The organism is Clostridium sp. 1001275B_160808_H3 (genome assembly GCF_015550425.1).
GTDB lineage: Bacteria > Bacillota > Clostridia > Clostridiales > Clostridiaceae > Clostridium.
Genome location: NZ_JADNAT010000018.1, coordinates 1 through 21,840 on the forward strand (window position 1 = coordinate 1; position 21,840 = coordinate 21,840).

Genomic DNA, 21,840 nt, shown 5'->3' on the forward strand with positions numbered 1-21,840 from the left:
GTATTATTAAAGATATTCCCATATGTGGTAACTTTAATAGCGTTAGTTTTATTCTCTAAATCATCACAAGCACCAAAGGCATCTGGAGAACCATTTGACGCTGGTAAGAGATAATAAAAAAGGTAAAGAGTGATTAACTCTTTACCTTTTTTATTATCTCAAGAAGTACTAATTATGTGTATTTTATTCTTTATACTTATTAAGGATTTATAATTTTTATTCCGTGAATATAATACTAAACAGTTAAAGATTTATTGACATACTAGTATGCAAGTTATATTATTTATTTAGAAAGTAAATTTTAGGAGGGGTATATATGGAAATGACATTGCGTTGGTTTGGACCAAATCAAGACAGTGTTCAACTAGAACAAATTAGGCAAATTCCAGGGGTTACAGGTGTTGTTACTTCATTATATAATAAGTTACCTGGTGAAGTTTGGAGTCAAGATGAAATTAAAGATATGAAATATCTTGTTGAAAAGGCAGGATTAAAAATTAGTGCTATAGAAAGTGTAAATATTCATGACTCAATTAAAATAGGAAGAGATGATAGAGAAATATATATTGATAATTACATTAAAAGTCTTGAGAATATTGCTAAAGAAGATATTCATATTGTATGTTATAATTTTATGCCTGTATTTGATTGGACAAGAAGTGATTTAGCTAAAAAAAGACCAGACGGCTCAACAGTATTAGCATATGATCAGGAGGTAATTGATAAGATAAATCCAACTGAAATGTTCGATTCTTTGACAGGTAAATCTAATGGATATATGTTACCAGGATGGGAACCAGAACGTATGAATAAGATAAAAGAATTATTTGATGCTTATAAGGATGTTGATGAAACAAAATTGTTTGATAATTTAGTTTATTTTTTAAAAAGGATAATGCCTACTTGTGAGAAATATAATATTTATATGGCTATACATCCCGATGACCCTGCTTGGCCAGTTTTTGGATTATCTAGAATTATTTCTAGTAAAGAAAAAATAATGAAATTAATGAATGCGGTAGATACAAAATATAATGGAGTAACTCTATGTACAGGATCTTTAGGATCGAACCCAGAAAATGATATTATCGATATTATACATTCTCTAGAGGGAAGAATTCCGTTTGCACATGTAAGAAATTTAAAATATAACAGCTATAGAAATTTTGAGGAGGCTGCACACCTTTCAAGTGATGGATCTATGGATATGTATAAGATTATGAAAGCATTGGATGATATAAATTTTAATGGTGTTATTCGTCCAGATCATGGTAGAGCAGTTTGGGGGGAAGTATCTATGCCTGGTTACGGATTATATGATAGGGCTATGGGTGCTTGTTACTTAAATGGTTTGTGGGAAGCAATTCAAAAAGAAAAATTACAAGATCAATAGAAAAGAAGGATATTGATATGAAAAAAATATTATTCTTTGGGGAACCACTTATAAGAATAACTCCTGTGGATTATGGTAAACTAGGAGATAATGTTATGGCAACTTTAAATTATGGTGGGTCAGAGGTTAATGTAGCCAAAGCTTTGCAGGGATTTGGTATTGAAACTAAAATTTTAACTGGATTACCCAATGACGCTTTGGGAGATGGGTTAATCGAGTATTTAAATATGTTTAATATTGATACAAGAAATATTTTCAGGGTTGGTAATCGTATAGGACTTTATTATTTAGAAGAAGGATATGGCTTGAAAAATAATAATATTTATTATGATAGAAAAAATACCAGTATAAACGATATTCAGTTGGAACAAATTGATGTAAATAGCCTATTCGAAAATATCACTCATTTTCACTTTAGTGGAATTACAGCATCTATTTCACAGCAGGTTAGAGTAATTTTAGAATTTTTAATTATGGAAGCAAAAAAAAGAAATATAGTTATAAGCATGGATCTTAATTTAAGAAGAAAAATGATATCCATTAAAGATGCTAAAATTAAGTTTTCAGAATTTGTTGAAGATGTTGATTATTGTTTTGGCATTGAGCCTTTACTTACGTATAATGAAGATTTTGAAATGTTTAACAAAGAAAATGCAACTGTTTATGATATAAAAAGAAGAATGGAAATATTGAAAGAAAAATTTAAGTTAAAAGGTATTTTCCATACAGATCGTAAGATTGATATAAATCAATTAAATAGTTATAAGGCATATTGTTTGATTGATGATTTTTATGAATCTAAATTGTTAACAACGCCAATCTTAGACAGAGTTGGGAGTGGAGATGCTTTTGTAGCAGGTGCTCTATATGGTCTAATAAATGAGATGAATCCTAATGATACAATAAATTTAGGTGTGGCAAGCGCTACATATAAGTGTTGTATTAGGGGAGATAATATGTATGAAAAAATTTGCGATGTGAAAGCGCTGTTAGATAGTCAAGAGTATCTTATAAGATGAGTAAAAAGCTATATAAATAGAGGAGATATTATGGATATTTTAAAAAAAATACAAGAATATAGAATAGTTCCAGTTGTAAGACTTGATAATGTCGAAGATGCAATCCCCTTAGCAAAAGCTTTATGTAATGCAGGTTTACCTATTGCAGAAATTACTTTTAGAACAGAAGCCGCATGTGAGTGTATGATTAAAATGCTTAAAAAGTTTCCGGATATGATTGTTGGAGCTGGAACAATTATTAATGTTAAGCAAGCAAAAAAAGCTATTGAATCAGGGGCAAAGTTTATTGTTTCACCTGGATTTGATGAAAACGTTATTAGATTTTGTCAAGATAATGGAATAATTACAATACCAGGGTGTTCAAATGCAACAGATATACAGAGAGCAACTAACCTAGGGATAAAAGTGATTAAATTTTTTCCAGCTGAAGCCTCTGGTGGACTAAAGGCAATTAAAGCTCTATCAGCTCCATTTTATGAAATGATGTTCATGCCAACAGGTGGAATAACTGAAGATAATTTATTAGAATACTTGGATTATGATAAAGTAATTGCTTGTGGTGGGTCGTGGATGGTTAATGAGAATTTGTTAAAATATAAAAAGTTTGAGGAAATTGAAAGTTTATCACATAAGGCAATGATGAAAGCATCAATCTTTGGAATTAAAGAATTATTATTTTAAAAGATTTTATTTAGAAAAAACAATAAGCGACTGTTTTGAAATATATTATTAGACTTAAGAAGTTTATCATGGAATCTTTTTAATTAAACTTTTATATAAGCGGAGGAATTTATGAAATTAAATGAAGAAGGTTTGAAAAATAAACGATTATGGGTGGATAAAAATTATAAGCTTCCTGAATATGACAGGGAGAAGGTTATTAAAAAAACAAAAGAATCACCTGAATGGATTCATTTTGGAGCAGGAAATATATTTAGAGCTTTCCAAGCAAATGTTGTTCAAAATCTACTAAACAAAAATATTTTAGATAAAGGGTTAATTGTTGCAGAAGGCTATGATTACGAGATTATTAGCAAAATGTATAAATCCCACGATAATTATAGTATTTTAATGACTCTAAAATCAGATGGAACTTTGGAAAAAACAGTTATAGGTAGTGTTACTGAAGCACTTGAGTTAGATACTGAGAATAAAGAAGATTTCAAAAGATTAAAAGAAATTTTTTCTAACCCTTCTTTAAAGATGGTGAGTTTTACAATAACGGAAAAGGGATATTTATTGGTTGATGCAAAAAATATGCTTTTACCTTTAGTTCAAGAAGATATGATTAATGGTCCTACAAATCCTAAAAGTTATATTGGAAAAGTTACTGCATTATTATATGAGCGTTTTAAAAGTGGACAACTTCCAATAGCGATGGTAAGTATGGATAACTGTTCTCACAATGGAGACAAATTGTATCAAGCTATATCAGCCTTTGCAATTGCATGGACAGAGAATAAAGTTGTTGAAAAAGAGTTTGTTAAATATGTTAATGATAAAAATAAGGTTTCTTTTCCATGGACAATGATTGATAAAATTACACCTAGGCCAAATGAATTAGTGCATGAAATTCTTAAAAGAGATTCAATTGAAGATATTGAACAAATAATAACTTCTAAAAAAACATATGTTGCTCCATTTGTTAATGCTGAAGAATCTGAATATCTTGTAATTGAAGATAATTTCCCAAATGGGAAAATAAATTTAGAGCAAGGTGGAGTTATATATACTGATCGTTGTACCGTAGATAAGGTGGAAAAAATGAAAGTTTGTACATGCCTGAATCCTTTGCATACAACACTTGCAATTTTCGGATGTTTATTAGGTTATAATTTGATTTCTGATGAAATGAAAAACCCTATACTTAGAAAATTAGTTGAAAATATTGGGTATATTGAAGGACTTCCAGTTGTTGTAGATCCAGAAATTATAAACCCTAAGGACTTTATTAATGAAGTCTTAAATGTACGAATTTCTAATCCTTTTTTACCTGATACACCTCAACGTATAGCAACTGATACATCACAGAAATTAGCTATAAGATTTGGTGAAACAATAAAAGCATATAAAGGGAAGGGGATGCCAATTAATAATTTGTTATATATACCTCTAGTATTTGCAGGATGGCTAAGATACTTAATGGGAATTGATGATAACGGAAATTCATTTACCTTAAGTCCAGATCCGCTGTTAGATGTGCTTTATCCGCATATCTCAGGGATAACTATTAGTGAAGATGAATTAGATATTCATGGAAAAATTAAGCCTATATTAGAGAATAAATTAATTTTTGGAGTAGATTTATACGAAGTTGGGTTAGGAGATTTAGTTGAAAGATATTTTAAAGAAATGATAAGTGATACTGGTGCTGTTCAAACAACATTAGAAAGATATTTGGTATAAATACGAGTAGTTGTTTTTAGAAATATTGCTCAAGTTTTTTGAAGGTGATTACTATAAAGCTTAGATTTAATGAGATATCAATATGGGGGGAAGTGTATGGATCAATTTATGAATGAAGATTTTTTATTAAATTCTGATGTGGCAAAAAAATTATATCATAATTATATAGAAGATATGCCAATTGTTGATTATCATTGCCATTTAGACTCAAAAGAAATAGCAGAAGATAAAAGATTTCAAAATATAACAGAGCTTTGGTTAGGTGGAGATCATTATAAATGGCGATTAATGCGTGCTAATGGTGTAGAAGAAAAATATATAACTGGAAATGCAAGTGATAGAGAGAAATTTCAAAAGTGGGCAGAAACTCTTGAAAAGGCAATTGGTAATCCATTATATCATTGGAGTCATTTAGAATTGAAAAGATATTTTGACTATGATGGATGTTTAAATAAAGAAACTGCTGAGGAGGTTTGGACTTTATGTAATAAAAAATTACAAGAAAGTTCAATGAGTGTAAAAAGCATAATTAAAAATAGTAATGTTAGAATTATATGCACAACTGATGACCCGATTGACAGCCTAATTTGGCATAAAAGGATTTTAGAAGATGAGGGCTTTGGCGTTCAAGTTATACCAGCATGGCGTCCAGATAAAGCAATGGATATAGAGAAAGATGATTATTTAGATTATATTGATAAACTATCTAATGTTACTAAAATTGCAATTAAATCCTTTGATGATTTAAAGGTTGCTTTAAAAAAGCAAATGGAATATTTTAATAGTATGGGGTGTAAAACTAGTGATCATGGATTAAGTTATGTAATGTTTAAAAAAGTAGATTATAAAACTGCTGAAAATATATTTCAAAGGAGATTATCAGGAGAAAAGATATCTAAGGAAGAGCAACATCAATTTAAAACAGCATTTTTATTGTTTTCTGGTAAGGAGTATCATAAATTAAATTGGGTAATGCAACTGCATTTTGGAGTAAGACGAGATAATAATGAGATATCATATAAAAATTTGGGACCCAATACAGGCTTTGATTGTATTGATAATGTTTTTCCAGCAGATGAATTAATAAAATTTTTAGATGAATTAAATTGTGCAAATGAATTACCAAAAACAATTTTATATAGCTTAAATCCCAATGATAATGCAATAATTGATTCTTTGGCTGGATGTTTTCAAGAAGAAGGTATAAAAAGTAAGGTGCAGCATGGTGCAGCATGGTGGTTTAATGATCATAAAATAGGTATAGAACAGCAAATGATATCTTTAGCAAATTTCGGACTATTAGCTAACTTCGTGGGGATGTTAACTGATTCAAGAAGTTTTCTTTCATATACACGGCATGAATATTTTAGAAGAATTTTGTGTAATTTATTGGGAGACTGGGTTGTAAAAGGTGAGTATCCTAATGATATAAATAGAATTGCTAATATTGCAAAAGATATTTCCTATAGAAATGCTATAGAATATTTTAATTTTAAATTAGAGAATAAATAATTAGCATTTATCTATAATTTTTAACTTATTATTAAAAAGACAATTTTACTAAATGGTAAGATTGTCTTTTTTATATAACGTATTTTATATAGGCGTATTTACGAAATATTCAGGATGAAGTTTTTTTAGTTCAATTTCGTGGATTCTAAATTTTTCTAAATGAGATTTAATAATTTCTAAAGCCTTATCTTTATTTGAATTTTTTATAGCATTAAGTAGTTGTACATGTTCTTCATAAGTATTAGTATCCTTTAACATATATGCACTCATATTTCTAACACGGTCAAAATGCGCGCTCATACTTTTCATAAGATTATAGCATTGAGATTTATTACATAGATTAAATAATTCTTTATGAAAAGAATTATCTAATTCTAAAAGTTTTTCAGGATTATTTTGATTCATATAGAATTTTTGTAAATTAAGATTTTCATCTAATTTCTCAAAGTTTATTGATTTGCAATTGTTACAAGCATACTCAACAATAGCTGTTTCTAAGGCTAGACGCATGAAGTTAGCTTCTTCAACAAGATTATAATCAACTAATGATACTTTACTTCCTCTTTGAGGTAGAATTTCTACTAATTTGATTCTGAAAAGTTCAATCATTGCTTCTCTTACAGGGGTTCTTGAGAGACCTAGCTGTGAAGATAATTCATTTTCACTAACCATTGTTCCAGGTTTTAAATCTAAAGAAATAATGTTATTTAATATGACTCTATAAGCATACTCTCTAGAAGTTTCTTGAGGTAGCTTTTCTGATATATGCATATAAATGGTCCTCCAATTGTTAACTAGTATTATAAAATTACTTAAAATAATTAATGTTAACATTATAATATTAACATATTTAATTTGCAAAATAAAAAGTGTTTATTATTTTTGATTGGGTTTAGTATATTAAGTTTAGATTTATGATTTTTTAAAGCTAATAGTATATTAAATATTTATTATATATCAAATATAAAGGTCATATAAATATAGTGGGTTTAAAACATAAGATGGAATTTTAAATATCGATAATTTAGAGGAGGGGTATATGAACGAAGAATAATAAAGTTTCATGGTAATCTAGGAATTATATTATTATTTATAAGGGGTGATTTTTTATGACAAATCAAGAAATTGCAAAGCAACTAATAGAACTAGTTGGTGGAAAAGACAATATAAAATCAGTTAATAATTGTATGACACGATGCAGATTAGAACTTGAGAATATTGAAATGGTTGATATTGCAAAAATAAAAAAAACTGATGGTGCCTTAGGAGCTGTTATGTCAAATGGACAAGTTCAGGTTATATATGGACCTGGAAAGGCAGCTAAAGTAGCAGAAGAAGTAAGAAAAATAACAGGAATATCAATGTTAATTGGTGATGAGGCTGTAAAAGCTACAAAAGCTAATTTGAAAAGTAAAAATAATACGCCAGTAAAAAATGCTTTAAGAAAATTAGGAAATATATTTATTCCTTTAATTCCTCTATTTGTAGCATGCGGGCTTGTTCTAGCTGTAAACAATATATGTAATGTTCAATTTGGAGATTCATATAAGACAACATCAGCAGGTCAAATTATAGGATTAATAGGAAATGGAGTATTTTCAATATTGTCTATCTTAGTTGGTGTAAATGCAGCTAAAGAGTTTGGTTCACAAATGCCAATGATGGGTGGAGTTTTAGGAGGAATACTATCATCTTCAGCATTAGCGAATATAACTTTATTTGGAAAAGTTTTAACTCCAGGTAGAGGTGGAATTATTTCTGTTATACTAGTTGTATTATTATCTGTATTTATTGAAAAGGCTTGTAGAAGATTTGTTCCAGATGTATTAGATTTATTTATAACTCCTTTAATAACATTATCATTATCAGTTTTAGCAGCATTATTTATTTTACAACCAGTTGGTGGATTTATTTCGGATGGAATTGGGTTTATAGTAGCTCAAACAATATCTTCTGATAATACTATAGTTTCTGTTCTTTCAGGAGCAGTTTCAGGGGCATTATTCTTACCATTAGTTATGACAGGAATGCATCAAGCGTTAACACCTATACATGCTGACTTAATAGCAAATGCAGGATATACAGTACTGCTACCTATACTTGCAACAGCAGGTATGGCACAGGTTGGTGCCACTATTGCTGTAGTAGTTAAAACTAAAAATCAAAGATTAAAGAAAACCGCTCAAAATGGATTGATTCCAGGTTTTTTAGGAATAGGAGAGCCATTAATTTATGGTGTTACATTACCATTAGGTAAGCCATTTTTAGGAGCATGTTTAGGTGCCGGAGTTGGTGGGGCTGTAATGGCCTTTTTAAAAGTTGGATCTGTAGCTATAGGGGTTTCAGGTTTACCTTTAGCTTTACTAATAGCAGATGGTAAAATGCTAGTTTTCTTAATAGGTGTATTAGTCTCTTATGTAGCGGGATATTTCTTTACTGCGTTACTAGGTTTTGATGATCCAATAGATTAATAAATAACTTTAGTTTTAAACTCATTCTACATATATATGCAGAATGAGTTTTTTCTTTTAAATTAGAACTAGTAATAGTAAAAATATGGATAAATTAGTATAATAGATATATTAGCAATAAGCAAACTAAATAAGGGGGAATTAAGATGAAAAAGGTCAAAATTGCTTTAATGGGGCTAGGCAATGTTGGACGCGGCGTCTGGATGATATTAAATTCAAACAAAGAAGAAATTATGAAAAGATCAGGTTACGAGGTAGAGGTAGCAAAAATATTAGTTAGAGATTTAGAAAAAGATAGATCTATAGATATACCTAAAGAACTTCTAACAACAGATTTTAATGAAATTATTAATGATGATTCAATTAAAATTGTAGTAGAAGTAATGGGTGGAATTGAACCAGCTAGAGAATATATGATAGAATCTATGAAAAGAAAAAAACATATTGTTACGGCAAATAAAATGCTTTTAGCTACTGGTGGGGATGAGCTTTTTGAAAAAGCTGATAGTGAAGGTGTTATGTTTAACTATGAAGCTAGCGTTGCAGGTGGAATTCCAATAATAAATGGAATAAATGAGAGCTTAACAGCTAATAAAGTAGAAAGGCTATATGGAGTAGTAAATGGAACAACTAATTATATATTAACAAAAATGGAATTTGATAATTTAAGTTTTGATGAAGCTTTACATCAGGCTCAAGAAATGGGATATGCTGAAGCAGATCCAACATCAGATATTGAAGGATTTGATTCTCAATATAAATTAGCCATATTATCCTCTCTTGCATTTGGAACTAAAATAGAAGTTGAAAATGTATATAGAGAAGGAATAACAAATATTGAATCAATAGATATACAGTATGCTAGGGAATTCAAAAAGGTAATAAAATTATTGGCTATAGTTAAAGATAATGATGGAAGGCTTGAACTAAGAGTGCATCCAACGATGATACCACAAAATCATCCCTTAGCAAATGTTTACGATTCTTTTAATGCAATTTTTATAAAAGGAAATGCTGTAGGAGACTTAATGTTTTATGGTAGAGGTGCTGGAGACTTACCAACAGGAAGTGCAGTAGTATCTGATATTGTATCAATATTAAGAAGTAATATCGATATAGACAACCTAAATCCAGTAGTGAAAAATAATTTGTGGGATAAAGAAATCGGGAGTATAAGAGAGATAACAAGTAAATATTATATAAGGCTAACAGTAGAAGATAGACCAGGTGTTTTAGGTGAAATAACTTCAGTATTTGGTGGGATGAATGTCAGCTTACTTTCAGTTATACAAAAAGGAATAGATAATGATAATGAAAATAAGGTTACTTTAGTTTTAGTTACACATTATACTAAGGAAGAAAATATAATTGAATCTATAGATAGTATATGCAAATTGAACTCTGTGTATAAGATTAATAATTTAATAAGAATAGAAGAATTTAATTAATAATTATAGAATTTAGGAGAGAAAATATATTAGTTAATATATTTTATAATCTCCTTTATTTTTTTATTTATAAATAGATAATAATTACTTGTATATAATAAGTTGTACTGATATTATTTAAGGATTATAATAGTAGAAAATAATAAAAACAAGAGGTAAACATATGAGTAATATAAAATCAATTAATAATGAGCAAGCTCAAAAGTTAATTAAAGATAAAAAAGATTTATTAATATTAGATGTAAGAAGACCAAATGAATTTAAGGAATCAAAGATAATAAATTCTATAAATATACCTGTAGATGAACTAGAGTGGGAACTAGATGAGATAGAAGGATATAAAGATAAGCCTATTTTAGTTTATTGCAAGGTAGGAATGAGAAGTAGTGTTGCTTGCTCTATATTAGAGGAAGAAGGATTTAGTAATTTATATAATTTAAGAGGAGGGATTTTAGATTATACAGGAGAAATCGAGTAGTATAGATTATAATTGCATTAAAAGAAGATAATATGGTTATTATCAGATGTTATGTAAATTTATACGGAAAAATAAATACATAAAGTGCTATATAAAAATAAAAAGTTATATAGTATAATATATGATATAATTGTAAATAATAAATAATGTAAAAAGATTGACACGATAAAAAAAGAATGATAGAATAAGTAATGGATTTAAGAAGAAACTGCCGTTTCTCACCTTACGGCAATGCTTAGTAGGGTAATGTAGTTTGTAATAATTTCTAGTTATTTTAACTAGTTTTTTATAAGTACTAGAGGGCGGCATAATATGTCCTCTATTTTTGTTGTGTTTGTATTTAAAATTTTGGAGGTGACTTGGTATAAGTAAGGATTTTACTTGTAATGAAAATATAAGAGTTAAGGAAGTTAGAGTGATTGATTCAGAAGGAAATCAATTAGGTGTACTTCAAACAAAGGAAGCTCAAAGAATTGCTGATGAGAAAGAATTAGATTTAGTTATGATTTCTCCAAATGCTAATCCACCAGTATGTAAAATAATGGATTTAGGTAAGTATATTTATGAGCAATCAAAGAAAGAAAAAGAAGCTAAGAAAAAGCAAAAAGTAACTACTCTTAAAGAAATAAGATGTAGTCTTACAATTGAAGAAAATGATATTGCAATAAAAGCAAAGAATGCTAGAAAGTTTTTATTAGACGGGGATAAAGTTAAAATCACTGTTAGATTTAAAGGAAGAGAAGCACAATTAGGACATATTGGACAAAAAATATTAGATAACTTTGTTTCTAAATTAGAAGACGTTTGTGTTGTTGAAAAGCCTGCTAAGCATGAAGGTAGAAATATGACAATGGTTTTAGGCCCTAAAAAAGCGTAACTTGAGAGGAGATAAGTATCATGCCAAAAATGAAAACCCACAGAGGTGCAGCAAAGAGATTTAAGAAAACTGGAACTGGAAAATTAAAAAGAGCTAAGGCTTTTAAGAGTCATATATTAACAAAGAAAAGTTCTAAGAGAAAGAGAAACTTAAGAAAAAGTGCTTATGTTTCAACTACTCAAGAAAAAGCAATGAAGAAATTATTACCATACCTATAATATAGAGGTTTTTAGGAGGATTAAACATGGCTAGAGTTAAAAGAGCGGTAAATGCTCGTAAGAATCATAAAAAAGTATTAAAGCTTGCAAAAGGTTACTACGGTGGAAAAAGCAGATTATTTAAAACTGCTAATGAATCAGTAATAAGAGCTTTAAGAAATGCTTATGTTGGAAGAAGATTAAAGAAAAGAGATTTTAGAAGACTTTGGATAGCAAGAATTAATGCTGCTTCAAGAATGAATGGACTTTCATATTCAAAATTCATGAACGGAATTAAATTAGCTGGAATTGATATGAACAGAAAAATGTTATCAGAAATAGCTATAAACGATCCAAAAGCTTTTGCAGATTTAGTTGAATTAGCAAAAAGCTCAATTAAATAGTTTATACTATTAAAAAACACCTTAAAATAAAAATTTTAAGGTGTTTTTTTATTATAATCATGATAGTTATTAATTTAATGAATCAAAATGGAAAATTTGGGAAGAATATAAAAGTAAATTTGCATCATAAAATTAAATAAAAAGTATAATTAACAAAATTTAAATATTAATTATATAATAGATATAAGATTTGCAAACTTTTAAAAAAGAGGGGATCAACATGAAAATAGGATTGGTATTGTCTGGAGGGGGAGGAAAAGGAGCATATGAGCTTGGGGTTTGGAAGGCATTAAATGAACTTAGGATTGATAAATACATAGAAGTATTTTCTGGAACATCAATTGGAGCTTTTAATGCAGTATTATTTGCACAAAATAATATAAAAGATGCAGAAGCACTATGGGAGGAAGTAACTATAGATAAGCTTATTCCTATTAGTAAATTTGAATTACTTAAAAAAGGAGTTGGACTCATACTTGGTGGGAAAAATCTAAATATAGCCAAAAAATATATGAGTCAAAAGATAGAAGAAGGCGCAGTTTCAAAAGATGGAGCAAAAGAGATAATAAATAAGTATTTAGATATAAGCTTAATGAAAAGTAATAACAAGATTTGCTATGCGGCTTGTACTGAATTACCAGACTTTAAAGTGAAATATTTTAAAATAAATGATTTTACAGAAGATATAGGAAAAGAAATTGTTATAGCATCAGCATCTTTACCTTTAATATATGAACCAACCGAATTGTTTGGATGTAAATATATAGATGGAGGTATTTCGGATAATACACCTATCCAGCCTGTTTATGGCGAAGGTTGCGATATAATAATTGTAGTAATGTTGTCAAAAGAAGCAAGGATTGATAGATCATTATATCCAAATACAAAGATTATAGAAATATATCCAAGGAATTTAAATGAAAGTGTGATAAATGGCACTTTGAATTTAGATGATTCAGCAAAGAAGAATAGGATAAAAGAAGGATATGAAGATACAATATCACTTTTAGAGCCTATAATGAAGATGACTGAATTTAAGAATAGGATAGAAGAAGAAAGAGCTTTTCCAAAGTTATTTAAAATATATAATTTTTTAAAAGATCTATTTAAATCTAATAAAGAAGATGATATAAGCATAAGTTCATAAACTAAAAAACTGAGATTATTACTCTCAGTTTTTTTCAATACATCAAATTAGAATATTTGCTATTATATTCATAAGCTAATCCTTCATATATGAACTCTTTATGAGTTATATTAAGTAAATCACTTGGTTTTGTTAACCCAGGAATTTTATCAGAGTCATAAATATTACTTTTTATTAAAAGATGTGATATAAACTCAGAACAAAAATAGTGATTATTTCTTTTAATTGGTTTTTGAATAGCAACACCTATTAATCCTAATAAGCTATACTTATATTTTTTTTGTTCTTTTAAAAAGCTTTCTAATTCTTCATTTAATAATTTATATTGTTCATCATCTATGCTAATCTTATAAATAACACATTTACTATTTTCAAATCTTTTATAAACACCATCTTTTAAGTCTTCTTCAACTAATCCTCCTATAAAAGGAATTTGAGGGAAAACTCGTCCAAATGAATACATTTTTTTGAATGAATTATCAAAGCTTAAGGAAACATGTACATATGGATCTTTTGTATAATAATTAATACATTTTGAAAGTAGTGTTCCAGTATTTGAAAAGACTAAATAAATATCTCTATTTTTCATTTTGTAAAATCATCCCCCGAATAAATATTAAATAATAAATAATAAGCAAAATAAAAGCGTAAAATAAGTTGGTTAAATAAATATATATAAATTATATAGTATAAAGCTTAATTTATCCTTAAGAAAATATAAAAATATATAAAGTTTATTGTAATTATTAATAAATAATAAGCTAAGGTTTAAAAATTGCTAATAAAACTTGTTAGAAAGTAAATATGATACAATAAATATAATAATATTTGCTAAAATAATATAAACTAGAAATATATCAAAGAGCAAGTTATTATAATTTATAAATGGGATTTTTACAACAGGATTTTAAGGCGAGAGGTGATTATGTGAAAAAGAATGCAATGCAAAGAGAGTTTAAAAAGTTAAAATCGCAGATTAATCAAATAGAGGAAATAGCTCATAACTCGAAAGTAGGTGCTTTAATTGAACAAGAATCTTCTTTAAGGAAAAAGATAAGACTTCTTAAAGATATGGAAAGTGAAGGATTTAAGGATTTTTCAAGTATAAATGAAAGATATGAGGAGCTTTTAGAGTATATATCTAAGCGATTATTAGATGATTATAATAAAAAGAATAATACAGATTTTGATTTCTACCAAGTAATAAGGGGAAATTATAATAGCTTTATAAATTCAGGGTTTATGTCTGTATTAACAAGACAGCATATTCCTAAGTTAATTTCTAAGGAGTTTGAAGAAAACTTCCCAGACAATCCCAAAGATGAATATAGGTTAGCAAGAAATATTAAGAGAAAGATATATATACACCTAGGTGAAACCAATACTGGTAAAACTTATACGGCGATGGAAAGATTAAAAGTAGCAAAAAATGGAGTTTATTTATCTCCTCTTAGAATTCTTGCATTAGAAAACTATGAAAAATTAAATAATAGTGGAGTTATTTGTAACTTGTTAACAGGAGAGGAAGAAATATTAAAAGAAGGAGCTACTCATACATCTTGTACAATAGAAAAAGTAGATTTAAAAAAAGAATATGATATAGCTATTATAGATGAAATTCAAATGATAGATGATTCGCAAAGAGGAGCTGCTTGGACAAGAGCCTTACTTGGACTTAGATGTAATGAAATTCATATTTGTGGTGCATTGAATGCAAAGAGAATAGTTGAAAAGATAATCAAAGATTGTAATGATGATTATGAATTTAAAGAATATAAAAGAAGTATTCCATTAGAAATTCAAGAAAGTAATTTTAATTACAATCATGCAGAAGAAGGAGATGCAATAGTTGTATTTTCTAAGAAAAAAGTATTACAAATAGCAGAGCAATATTCAGATATGGGAATAAAAGCTAGTATAATATATGGAGATTTACCACCAGAGGTAAGAAGAAAACAATATGATATGTTTATTAATAAGGAAAATAAAGTTCTTATAACAACAGATGCTATAGGAATGGGAGTTAATTTACCTATAAAAAGAATAATATTTTTAGATATACAAAAATTTGATGGAGAGGAAATTAGGTATCTTACTTCACAAGAAGTAAAACAAGTTGCAGGCAGAGCAGGAAGAAAAGGAATTTATGAAGTTGGCTATGTTGCTACAGTAAGAGATAATCAAAAGTTTATAAAAGAAAAGCTTGAAGAAAATGATAAAATAATAAATGCAGCTGTTTTAGGACCATCAGAAGCTATTTTAAACATTAAAAATCTTCCACTAAATGAAAAACTAGCTTTATGGGCAACAAGAGAAGAATCAATAGATTATTATAGAAAAATGGATATAAATGAATATTTAATTATATTAGATAGTATTAAAAAATATAAATTGAAGGAAGAAATACAATGGGAATTATTAAAAATACCATTCGATATATCAAAAGATGAGCTTATGAATTCATTTTTAGATTATGTTGAGGAATTATTTGTGTTGAAAAATAAAGTAATAAGTAGACCTCAATGTTTTAGGGGAAATTTAGATGAGCTTGAATGCTATTATCAAAGGATAAATATGTACTATTCATTTTGCAAGGTATTTAATTTAGAATTTGATTTCAAATGGATTCATGAGGAAAGACTTAAGGTAAGTGAAGATATTAATGAAATATTGATAAGAATTTAAGTACTAAGAAGATAGATGAGAAAAAATTTCAACTATCTTCTTTTTATGTTTAAATTAAGTTGCTATCTTATTTTTATGTTTAAATTAAGTTGCTATCTTATTTCTTCTTAATAATAAATATAAAGATAATAAAAGACAAATCAATTCTGAAATTAAAGTTGCAATCCATATTCCAGTATCACCAAAATAAAATGATAAGGAAAATAAAGATAAGGAAATAAAAATAAGTCCTCTAGATATAGATATCATAGTTGCTTTAAATGCTTCCTCTATAGAAGCAAAATATCCAGAAATTAATACATTAAAGCCAAGAACTAAAAATGCGCAAGAAAATAAACGAAATGCTGAAATTGAATATGTAAATAAAGATGATGAAGAATTCTTTATAAATATATAAACAATTTCTTTAGCAAAAACCATGCAAATTATAAATATTGCAGCAGATGATATAGAAATAGCTTTTATGCTCATTTTTATTAATTTTTTTATTGTTTTAAATTCTTCTTTTCCATAATAATAACTACACAATGGTTGTATTCCTTGTGTTATTGCTATCATAGTCATTATTACTAAAGTATTTACGTAACAAATTATACTATATGTAACGATTCCATTTTCTCCTATATATTTCAATATAGTTTGATTAAAAAGAAGTATAACAATACCAGAAGTAAGTTCTGTTATTGCATCTGGAAATCCAATAGATAATATTCTTTTTAGGTATTTTACTTTAAACTTGAATTTAGTTAAACTTAGTTTAGATTTTTTACTCATAAAATGTGATAAAAAGAATATAAAAGATACTCCTTGAGAAATAATAGTCGCATATGCAGCACCCTTAATACCAAAATCTAAGACAATAACAAATAAAAAGTCCAATATTATATTAGTAAACGCAGAAATAATCATACCTATTATTGCAAGATAAGGATAGCCATCAGCTTTTGTTAATACTTCTAAACAATAAGAAATTATGAAAAATCCATTGAAGCTTATAATTATTTTTAAATAATCTTTTACTAGATTGAGAGTATTTTCAGTAGCGCCTAGGAATAAAGATATCTTATCTAAATTTAATAAGCATATTAAAGTTATAAGTAGTGATACAGTAAGCATACAAAATAAATTAAAAGAAAAAAACTCATTGGCCTTTTTAATATTATTTTTTCCAATATAAATAGAAATTATGGTGGAAACTCCAGTTGAAAATAACATAGAAATTGCAAATATAAAGTTTATAAAAGGCATTGCTATATTCACTGCTGCAAGGGCAGTTTCTCCAACACCTCTACTAACAAAAATACCATCTACCATTGTATATAATGAAAATATCCACATTGCAGTAACTGATGGAACTAAGTACTTAAAAAATTGTCTTTTTAAAGATAGATTGCTATCCATTTGACTCTCCTTTACTGTCTAATTATGATATAATATATAAACTAACATAAAGATTATATCTTTAATTAAATAATATTACAAATTGCTAGCATTTAATTAAGATTAGTCTTAGAATAGCTTAAGGAAGTAAAATAAAACTTTTAATGTTGAAAGGAAGATATAAATGGTATATAAATTCAAATTTGATGAAAAAGAATATACTTTAGGAGAAGATAATTTAGAGTACTTTGCAAATGATGAAAATGAAGAACTAGAGGAAATTGATGCAGAAAAGGTATTGGAACTACTTTCAAATAGTGATGAAGTAGATTTTCAAAATGCATATTATGAAAGTTGTTGCAGTAATTGCAAAGCTGGAAAGGAAGAAAAAAAGAAGGTTTTTGACTTTTTAGAGTTCTATTTTTATGCATATGGAAAAGATAATAAATTTGTGACAAGTAGTATCGATAATGAGTACGGAAAAAAATCTTTCACTAGATTAAATAGAGAAGGAATAGTTGATAAAAGTTATTTAGTTACAGTTATAGTTTGTAAAAATTGTGGGACATATTCTGTGGAAATCGAAGAATTTGAGCTTTAATATATAAAGTAAAATATTTGATGTATTAAATTTTATTTAGGGTATAAAATACTTTTGAAAGGATGTGTTTTATATGCCAAAGAATGAGAAAGATATAAATCCTTTGCAAAAAGGTACAAGAAGACAAAAGTTACATAAGAATCAAGATAATGTAGGCAATGATGAAAATAGAGCTGAATACACAGATTTTGATGGCAATCCAATAAAATAGTTTAACTTTAAGATGGGTAAGATTAATCTTACCTATCTTTTTTATGTTCGAAAATCATACAAAGTTAATCTTCTAAAAATATTACATAAAGTTATTATTTTCTGATGAATGAAAAATTTTATTTAATACTTAAAAATAAATTAAAATTGGGATTAATTGGGCATGAAGGGCGATAAATGTGATACTATAAAGTTAGATATTCATATAAAGGTATAATTCATAAATAAATATATAAATTAAAGTATCATTATAAAATAATTTCTAAATTGAAAGGAGTAGGTAATGATTAAGAAAATAGATTTAATAATTGGAATATTCATAGTTATATATTCTATAAGTATTAATTTAATCTTTGGGAAGATTAGTTTCAGTGAAGTATTTTTAGGAATTGGAATTATTCTAATTATTTATCACTATACAAAAGAAAAAATGAAACAATTTATTAATAGAAGAAAAAGTATTAAAGGAATGTTTAATATTATAAGGTACTTTATAGCAATAATATTATTAATTTTTATAATAATAGAAAGTGCAATAGTTATATTCCCTAAAAATAATAAAATCTATTCAGATTATGTTATAGTTCTCGGAGCTGGTATTAAAGGAGAAAAGCCTAGTCTTACATTAATGCAAAGGTTAGATAAAACTATTGAGTATGTTAATAATCAAGATAAAGAAGTTCAAATAATAGTTTCTGGAGGACAAGGAAGAGGGGAAGATATATCAGAAGCACAAGCAATGAAAAAGTATTTGGTGGATAATGGGATAAAAGAAGAATCAATAATAATGGAAGATAAATCTACAAGTACAAACGAAAATTTAATATTTTCAAAAGAAGTATTGGAAGATTGTACAAAGAAGAATATAGTAGATATAAATGTAAAGATAATAACATCAGATTTTCATGCATTTAGAAGTAACATGATAGCTAAAAAGTTAGGATATAGTAATATCAGCTTTTATACAAATAGCACGCTTCCAGTCCTAATTCCTGTTATGTATTCTAGAGAATTTTTAGCTATAATAAAGTCATATTTGATAGATATAAAAAAATAAATTTTGTAAAAATATCTAAAGGTAAATCTCGGTTTTTGTAGAATAATAGAGGTAGAATATTAATATGATTCTTAGAGTAATTTTTATATCACCTTTAATAAAATATTAATACAAACATAAAGAGTTAGGCTTAAGGGGGAAACGTTAATGGCTAAAGTTACAGAGTGCTCAATAATAATTAAAGATGATTTTAACAACGTATTTGTTGTTCAAAGAAAGACTAAAAAAAATGAACCAAAACTTTGGTATAGTGTTGGTAAAAAAGTAAGAGGAAAAGAATCAGAAGAAAAATGTGTTTCAAGAGCTGTAAAAGAAGATTTAAAATCTATAATATTTAATTTAGAAAGAATAGGGGAAGTTTTAAATAAAGAGAGAGATGAGTTGTGTGCAGTTTACAAAGGAGAACTTAAAGAGAGAGTAACATATGGAAATGATATAGTTGATGGTAAATGGTTAAGCATAAATGAAGTCGATGACTGTGATTTAGCACCAGGAGAAAAAGAAAAAATTTTAATGTATATTAATATATAAAATTTGATGAAAAATTGAGCTATGTTGATTAATATAGCTCTTATTTTTAATGTAAAGAAAGTATAACTTTAGTATTGCATAAAATTAGAGCTATTGACATCATAAAGTTAAATAATTATCATATAAATAGAAAGGTGAATATTGGTTCATTTGTTTAGAGAAGATCTTTATTCATATGTTGAAATATTCATTTAAAATAAGTAGTTATTATCTAACAAAAAAGAGAAATCTGATTTGAAAGAGAATAGTAAATAGTATATTAATAATAAAAATTATAAAATTAAGTTGCAAGCTTAGTTTATTTTGTTTTGCTCTAAACTACTGTAATTTTTATTATTAATATAATAAGCCTATTTTCTTTGTATTTAAGAAAATAGGCTCTTTTTAATATATAAGAAAATATGAAACTTAAACTTTAAAGAATGTAATTATACAATGTTTTAGTATACCAATCTTGAGGAAATATATTAATTTATTATGTAAAGATCTGTATGTAAAATGAATTATTGTTAATCTAGCATGATAATGTTAAAGTAGCAATAAAAAATAGGGGGATAAGATATGAAGATAGGTGTAATAAGTGCAATATTAGAAGAACCAAGTAAGTGTAATGCTGAATTTAATGAAGTTGTTGCAAGTTTTAGAGGAAACATTAGGGGAAGGATGGGAATACCATTAGAAGATGGCATATCAATTATATCTATAGTTGTTACAGGTGATTTAAATGAAATTAATAGTTTAACAGGAAAGCTTGGAAACATTGAAGGAGTTACAGTTAAAACAGCAATTAGTAAAAAAGAGATGTAATAAGAAAAATAATTATAAGTACATAGCTAAACATAAATTTATTGCAAATAGTGATATAAATATCATTTGGAGGAGTGTATATGCAAGTTAAAAGTATTATAGACAAGCTTTATAACTTTAACAATGCTAGTGGAGAGGAGTTATTATTTTTATTAGATAATTTAAGTGAAGATGATAAGGTTTATCTAGTACAGAAAGCACATGAAACTAGAATGAAAACTTATGGAGATAAAGTCTATATGAGGGGACTTATTGAATTTACAAACTTTTGTAAAAAAAACTGTGTATATTGCGGCATAAGAAGAAGTAATAAAGATGCTGATAGATATAGACTTACAATGGAAGATATTATGGAATGCGTGGATATTGGAGATAGACTTGGATATAAAACTTATGTACTTCAAGGTGGAGAAGATGACTACTTTACTGATGAAAGAATGGTAGAAATAATAAAGATGATAAAAAATAAATATCCAAACAATGCTATAACCTTATCGTTAGGGGAAAGAAGCTATGATTCATATAAAAAAATGTATGAAGCAGGAGCTGATAGATATTTATTAAGACATGAAACAGCTACTAAAGAACTTTATGAAAAATTACATCCAGGAGCTAGCTTTGAAGAAAGAAGACAGTGCTTAAGAAATTTAAAAGAAATAGGATATCAAATAGGAGCAGGCTTTATGGTTGAGCTTCCAGAACAAACAAATAAAGATTTAGTTAACGATTTATTATTTGTTAAAGAGCTAGAACCACACATGTGTGGAATTGGGCCGTTTATACCTCATAAGGATACTCCACTAAAGGATGAAAAGGCAGGAACTGTTGAGAAAACTACTACAATGCTAGCTTTAGTAAGACTTTTATTACCAAATGTTTTATTACCTTCTACTACAGCTCTTGGAAGTATTGATCCAACAGGTAGAGAAAAGGGAATTAAAGCAGGAGGAAATGTGGTTATGCCAAATCTCTCGCCAACAAGTGTCAGAGAAAAGTATTCACTTTATGATGGCAAAATATGTACTGGAGATGAGGCAGCAGAATGCAGAAAATGCATAGAGGGGAGGATAAATAAAGCTGGATTTAAGGTTGAGGTAACAAGAGGAGATAATGTAGCATGGAGAAAAGAAAATGCTAATAAATTTACTGAAGTTATCGATAATAGAATCCAATGCGAAAATATACAAATAATTAAATTGAATAAATAATTTATAGAT

The 21,840-nt window shown here is 27.4% G+C and carries 22 protein-coding genes and 1 pseudogene; 20 read left to right on the forward strand and 3 right to left on the reverse strand.

Annotated features, from left to right (window positions below; all coding sequences use genetic code 11):
• The 6 genes and pseudogenes from I2A75_RS18010 to uxaC all read left to right on the forward strand — a co-directional run.
• Positions 1 to 114, forward strand: a pseudogene (locus I2A75_RS18010) (ABC transporter permease); the annotation flags it as partial.
• Positions 115 to 316: 202 nt separating this feature from the next.
• Positions 317 to 1,393, forward strand: a complete 1,077-nt coding sequence (gene uxuA / locus I2A75_RS13295) for a mannonate dehydratase (protein ID WP_195265300.1) — start codon at positions 317 to 319, stop codon at positions 1,391 to 1,393.
• Positions 1,354 to 2,412 (forward strand): sugar kinase, encoded by a 1,059-nt coding sequence (locus I2A75_RS13300; protein WP_207733827.1) that lies wholly within the window; start codon positions 1,354 to 1,356, stop codon positions 2,410 to 2,412. The genes uxuA and I2A75_RS13300 overlap by 40 nt, the downstream gene beginning before the upstream one ends.
• Positions 2,413 to 2,442: 30 nt before the next feature.
• Entirely contained in the window at positions 2,443 to 3,093 is a 651-nt protein-coding gene (gene eda / locus I2A75_RS13305) for a bifunctional 4-hydroxy-2-oxoglutarate aldolase/2-dehydro-3-deoxy-phosphogluconate aldolase (RefSeq protein WP_195265302.1), read from the forward strand.
• A gap of 111 nt (positions 3,094 to 3,204) precedes the next feature.
• Complete coding sequence (locus tag I2A75_RS13310; protein WP_195265304.1) at positions 3,205 to 4,818, forward strand: mannitol dehydrogenase family protein; 1,614 nt, start codon at positions 3,205 to 3,207, stop codon at positions 4,816 to 4,818.
• A gap of 96 nt (positions 4,819 to 4,914) precedes the next feature.
• Positions 4,915 to 6,330: a glucuronate isomerase gene (uxaC, locus tag I2A75_RS13315; protein WP_195265306.1), complete on the forward strand. Its 1,416-nt coding sequence runs from the start codon at positions 4,915 to 4,917 to the stop codon at positions 6,328 to 6,330.
• A gap of 84 nt (positions 6,331 to 6,414) precedes the next feature.
• Here uxaC and I2A75_RS13320 read toward each other — a convergent pair whose 3' ends face one another.
• The gene (locus I2A75_RS13320) at positions 6,415 to 7,101 is read right to left on the reverse strand and encodes a GntR family transcriptional regulator (protein WP_195265308.1); all 687 of its coding nucleotides are present in this window, start codon (positions 7,099 to 7,101) and stop codon (positions 6,415 to 6,417) included.
• A gap of 338 nt (positions 7,102 to 7,439) precedes the next feature.
• Here I2A75_RS13320 and I2A75_RS13325 point away from each other — a divergent pair, with 338 nt between their 5' ends.
• From I2A75_RS13325 to I2A75_RS13355, 7 genes are all read left to right on the forward strand, one after another.
• Entirely contained in the window at positions 7,440 to 8,801 is a 1,362-nt protein-coding gene (locus tag I2A75_RS13325; protein ID WP_195265311.1) for a PTS transporter subunit EIIC, read from the forward strand.
• A 146-nt stretch (positions 8,802 to 8,947) separates the two neighbouring features.
• The gene (locus I2A75_RS13330) at positions 8,948 to 10,249 is read left to right on the forward strand and encodes a homoserine dehydrogenase (RefSeq protein ID WP_195265313.1); all 1,302 of its coding nucleotides are present in this window, start codon (positions 8,948 to 8,950) and stop codon (positions 10,247 to 10,249) included.
• 163 nt (positions 10,250 to 10,412) lie between these two features.
• The gene (locus I2A75_RS13335; RefSeq protein ID WP_195265315.1) at positions 10,413 to 10,727 is read left to right on the forward strand and encodes a rhodanese-like domain-containing protein; all 315 of its coding nucleotides are present in this window, start codon (positions 10,413 to 10,415) and stop codon (positions 10,725 to 10,727) included.
• Between the two features lie 364 nt (positions 10,728 to 11,091).
• Complete coding sequence (gene infC, locus I2A75_RS13340) at positions 11,092 to 11,604, forward strand: translation initiation factor IF-3 (RefSeq protein WP_195265418.1); 513 nt, start codon at positions 11,092 to 11,094, stop codon at positions 11,602 to 11,604.
• Between the two features lie 20 nt (positions 11,605 to 11,624).
• Complete coding sequence (gene rpmI, locus I2A75_RS13345; RefSeq protein ID WP_195265317.1) at positions 11,625 to 11,822, forward strand: 50S ribosomal protein L35; 198 nt, start codon at positions 11,625 to 11,627, stop codon at positions 11,820 to 11,822.
• A gap of 26 nt (positions 11,823 to 11,848) precedes the next feature.
• The gene (gene rplT / locus I2A75_RS13350) at positions 11,849 to 12,205 is read left to right on the forward strand and encodes a 50S ribosomal protein L20 (RefSeq protein ID WP_195265319.1); all 357 of its coding nucleotides are present in this window, start codon (positions 11,849 to 11,851) and stop codon (positions 12,203 to 12,205) included.
• 220 nt (positions 12,206 to 12,425) lie between these two features.
• The gene (locus I2A75_RS13355) at positions 12,426 to 13,352 is read left to right on the forward strand and encodes a patatin-like phospholipase family protein (protein WP_195265320.1); all 927 of its coding nucleotides are present in this window, start codon (positions 12,426 to 12,428) and stop codon (positions 13,350 to 13,352) included.
• A 34-nt stretch (positions 13,353 to 13,386) separates the two neighbouring features.
• Here I2A75_RS13355 and I2A75_RS13360 read toward each other — a convergent pair whose 3' ends face one another.
• On the reverse strand, positions 13,387 to 13,941 hold the full coding sequence (locus tag I2A75_RS13360; protein WP_195265322.1) for a hypothetical protein: 555 nt from the start codon (positions 13,939 to 13,941) through the stop codon (positions 13,387 to 13,389).
• A 338-nt stretch (positions 13,942 to 14,279) separates the two neighbouring features.
• On the opposite strand from I2A75_RS13360, the gene I2A75_RS13365 reads away from it, so the two are divergent.
• A complete protein-coding gene (locus tag I2A75_RS13365) occupies positions 14,280 to 16,037 on the forward strand; it encodes a DEAD/DEAH box helicase (protein WP_195265324.1) in 1,758 nt (585 codons plus the stop codon).
• 84 nt (positions 16,038 to 16,121) lie between these two features.
• Here the strand turns inward: I2A75_RS13365 and I2A75_RS13370 are convergent, their stop codons facing one another.
• Positions 16,122 to 17,438, reverse strand: coding sequence for an MATE family efflux transporter (locus I2A75_RS13370; protein ID WP_195265326.1), 1,317 nt, complete (start codon positions 17,436 to 17,438; stop codon positions 16,122 to 16,124).
• 163 nt (positions 17,439 to 17,601) lie between these two features.
• Here I2A75_RS13370 and I2A75_RS13375 point away from each other — a divergent pair, with 163 nt between their 5' ends.
• From I2A75_RS13375 to hydE, 6 genes are all read left to right on the forward strand, one after another.
• Positions 17,602 to 18,018, forward strand: a complete 417-nt coding sequence (locus I2A75_RS13375; protein ID WP_195265328.1) for a DUF3785 family protein — start codon at positions 17,602 to 17,604, stop codon at positions 18,016 to 18,018.
• 73 nt (positions 18,019 to 18,091) lie between these two features.
• Complete coding sequence (locus tag I2A75_RS13380) at positions 18,092 to 18,229, forward strand: clostri-philic family protein (RefSeq protein ID WP_195265330.1); 138 nt, start codon at positions 18,092 to 18,094, stop codon at positions 18,227 to 18,229.
• A 282-nt stretch (positions 18,230 to 18,511) separates the two neighbouring features.
• The gene (locus tag I2A75_RS13385) at positions 18,512 to 19,285 is read left to right on the forward strand and encodes a YdcF family protein (RefSeq protein ID WP_195265332.1); all 774 of its coding nucleotides are present in this window, start codon (positions 18,512 to 18,514) and stop codon (positions 19,283 to 19,285) included.
• Between the two features lie 147 nt (positions 19,286 to 19,432).
• A complete protein-coding gene (locus I2A75_RS13390; protein WP_195265334.1) occupies positions 19,433 to 19,816 on the forward strand; it encodes an NUDIX domain-containing protein in 384 nt (127 codons plus the stop codon).
• 561 nt (positions 19,817 to 20,377) lie between these two features.
• The gene (locus tag I2A75_RS13395; protein ID WP_195265336.1) at positions 20,378 to 20,623 is read left to right on the forward strand and encodes a TM1266 family iron-only hydrogenase system putative regulator; all 246 of its coding nucleotides are present in this window, start codon (positions 20,378 to 20,380) and stop codon (positions 20,621 to 20,623) included.
• 80 nt (positions 20,624 to 20,703) lie between these two features.
• Positions 20,704 to 21,831: a [FeFe] hydrogenase H-cluster radical SAM maturase HydE gene (gene hydE, locus I2A75_RS13400; protein ID WP_195265338.1), complete on the forward strand. Its 1,128-nt coding sequence runs from the start codon at positions 20,704 to 20,706 to the stop codon at positions 21,829 to 21,831.
• Positions 21,832 to 21,840 lie beyond the last annotated feature (9 nt).

What these genes read in the sequence shown, in the direction of transcription:
- uxuA (WP_195265300.1), top strand. Translation starts at nt 317, where the DNA reads ATGGAAATGACATTGCGTTGGTTTGGACCAAATCAAGACAGTGTTCAA.
- eda (WP_195265302.1), top strand. Translation starts at nt 2,443, where the DNA reads ATGGATATTTTAAAAAAAATACAAGAATATAGAATAGTTCCAGTTGTA.
- I2A75_RS13310 (WP_195265304.1), top strand. Translation starts at nt 3,205, where the DNA reads ATGAAATTAAATGAAGAAGGTTTGAAAAATAAACGATTATGGGTGGAT.
- uxaC (WP_195265306.1), top strand. Translation starts at nt 4,915, where the DNA reads ATGGATCAATTTATGAATGAAGATTTTTTATTAAATTCTGATGTGGCA.
- I2A75_RS13320 (WP_195265308.1), bottom strand. Translation starts at nt 7,101, where the DNA reads ATGCATATATCAGAAAAGCTACCTCAAGAAACTTCTAGAGAGTATGCT.
- I2A75_RS13325 (WP_195265311.1), top strand. Translation starts at nt 7,440, where the DNA reads ATGACAAATCAAGAAATTGCAAAGCAACTAATAGAACTAGTTGGTGGA.
- I2A75_RS13330 (WP_195265313.1), top strand. Translation starts at nt 8,948, where the DNA reads ATGAAAAAGGTCAAAATTGCTTTAATGGGGCTAGGCAATGTTGGACGC.
- I2A75_RS13335 (WP_195265315.1), top strand. Translation starts at nt 10,413, where the DNA reads ATGAGTAATATAAAATCAATTAATAATGAGCAAGCTCAAAAGTTAATT.
- rpmI (WP_195265317.1), top strand. Translation starts at nt 11,625, where the DNA reads ATGCCAAAAATGAAAACCCACAGAGGTGCAGCAAAGAGATTTAAGAAA.
- rplT (WP_195265319.1), top strand. Translation starts at nt 11,849, where the DNA reads ATGGCTAGAGTTAAAAGAGCGGTAAATGCTCGTAAGAATCATAAAAAA.
- I2A75_RS13355 (WP_195265320.1), top strand. Translation starts at nt 12,426, where the DNA reads ATGAAAATAGGATTGGTATTGTCTGGAGGGGGAGGAAAAGGAGCATAT.
- I2A75_RS13360 (WP_195265322.1), bottom strand. Translation starts at nt 13,941, where the DNA reads ATGAAAAATAGAGATATTTATTTAGTCTTTTCAAATACTGGAACACTA.
- I2A75_RS13370 (WP_195265326.1), bottom strand. Translation starts at nt 17,438, where the DNA reads ATGGATAGCAATCTATCTTTAAAAAGACAATTTTTTAAGTACTTAGTT.
- I2A75_RS13375 (WP_195265328.1), top strand. Translation starts at nt 17,602, where the DNA reads ATGGTATATAAATTCAAATTTGATGAAAAAGAATATACTTTAGGAGAA.
- I2A75_RS13380 (WP_195265330.1), top strand. Translation starts at nt 18,092, where the DNA reads ATGCCAAAGAATGAGAAAGATATAAATCCTTTGCAAAAAGGTACAAGA.
- I2A75_RS13385 (WP_195265332.1), top strand. Translation starts at nt 18,512, where the DNA reads ATGATTAAGAAAATAGATTTAATAATTGGAATATTCATAGTTATATAT.
- I2A75_RS13390 (WP_195265334.1), top strand. Translation starts at nt 19,433, where the DNA reads ATGGCTAAAGTTACAGAGTGCTCAATAATAATTAAAGATGATTTTAAC.
- I2A75_RS13395 (WP_195265336.1), top strand. Translation starts at nt 20,378, where the DNA reads ATGAAGATAGGTGTAATAAGTGCAATATTAGAAGAACCAAGTAAGTGT.
- hydE (WP_195265338.1), top strand. Translation starts at nt 20,704, where the DNA reads ATGCAAGTTAAAAGTATTATAGACAAGCTTTATAACTTTAACAATGCT.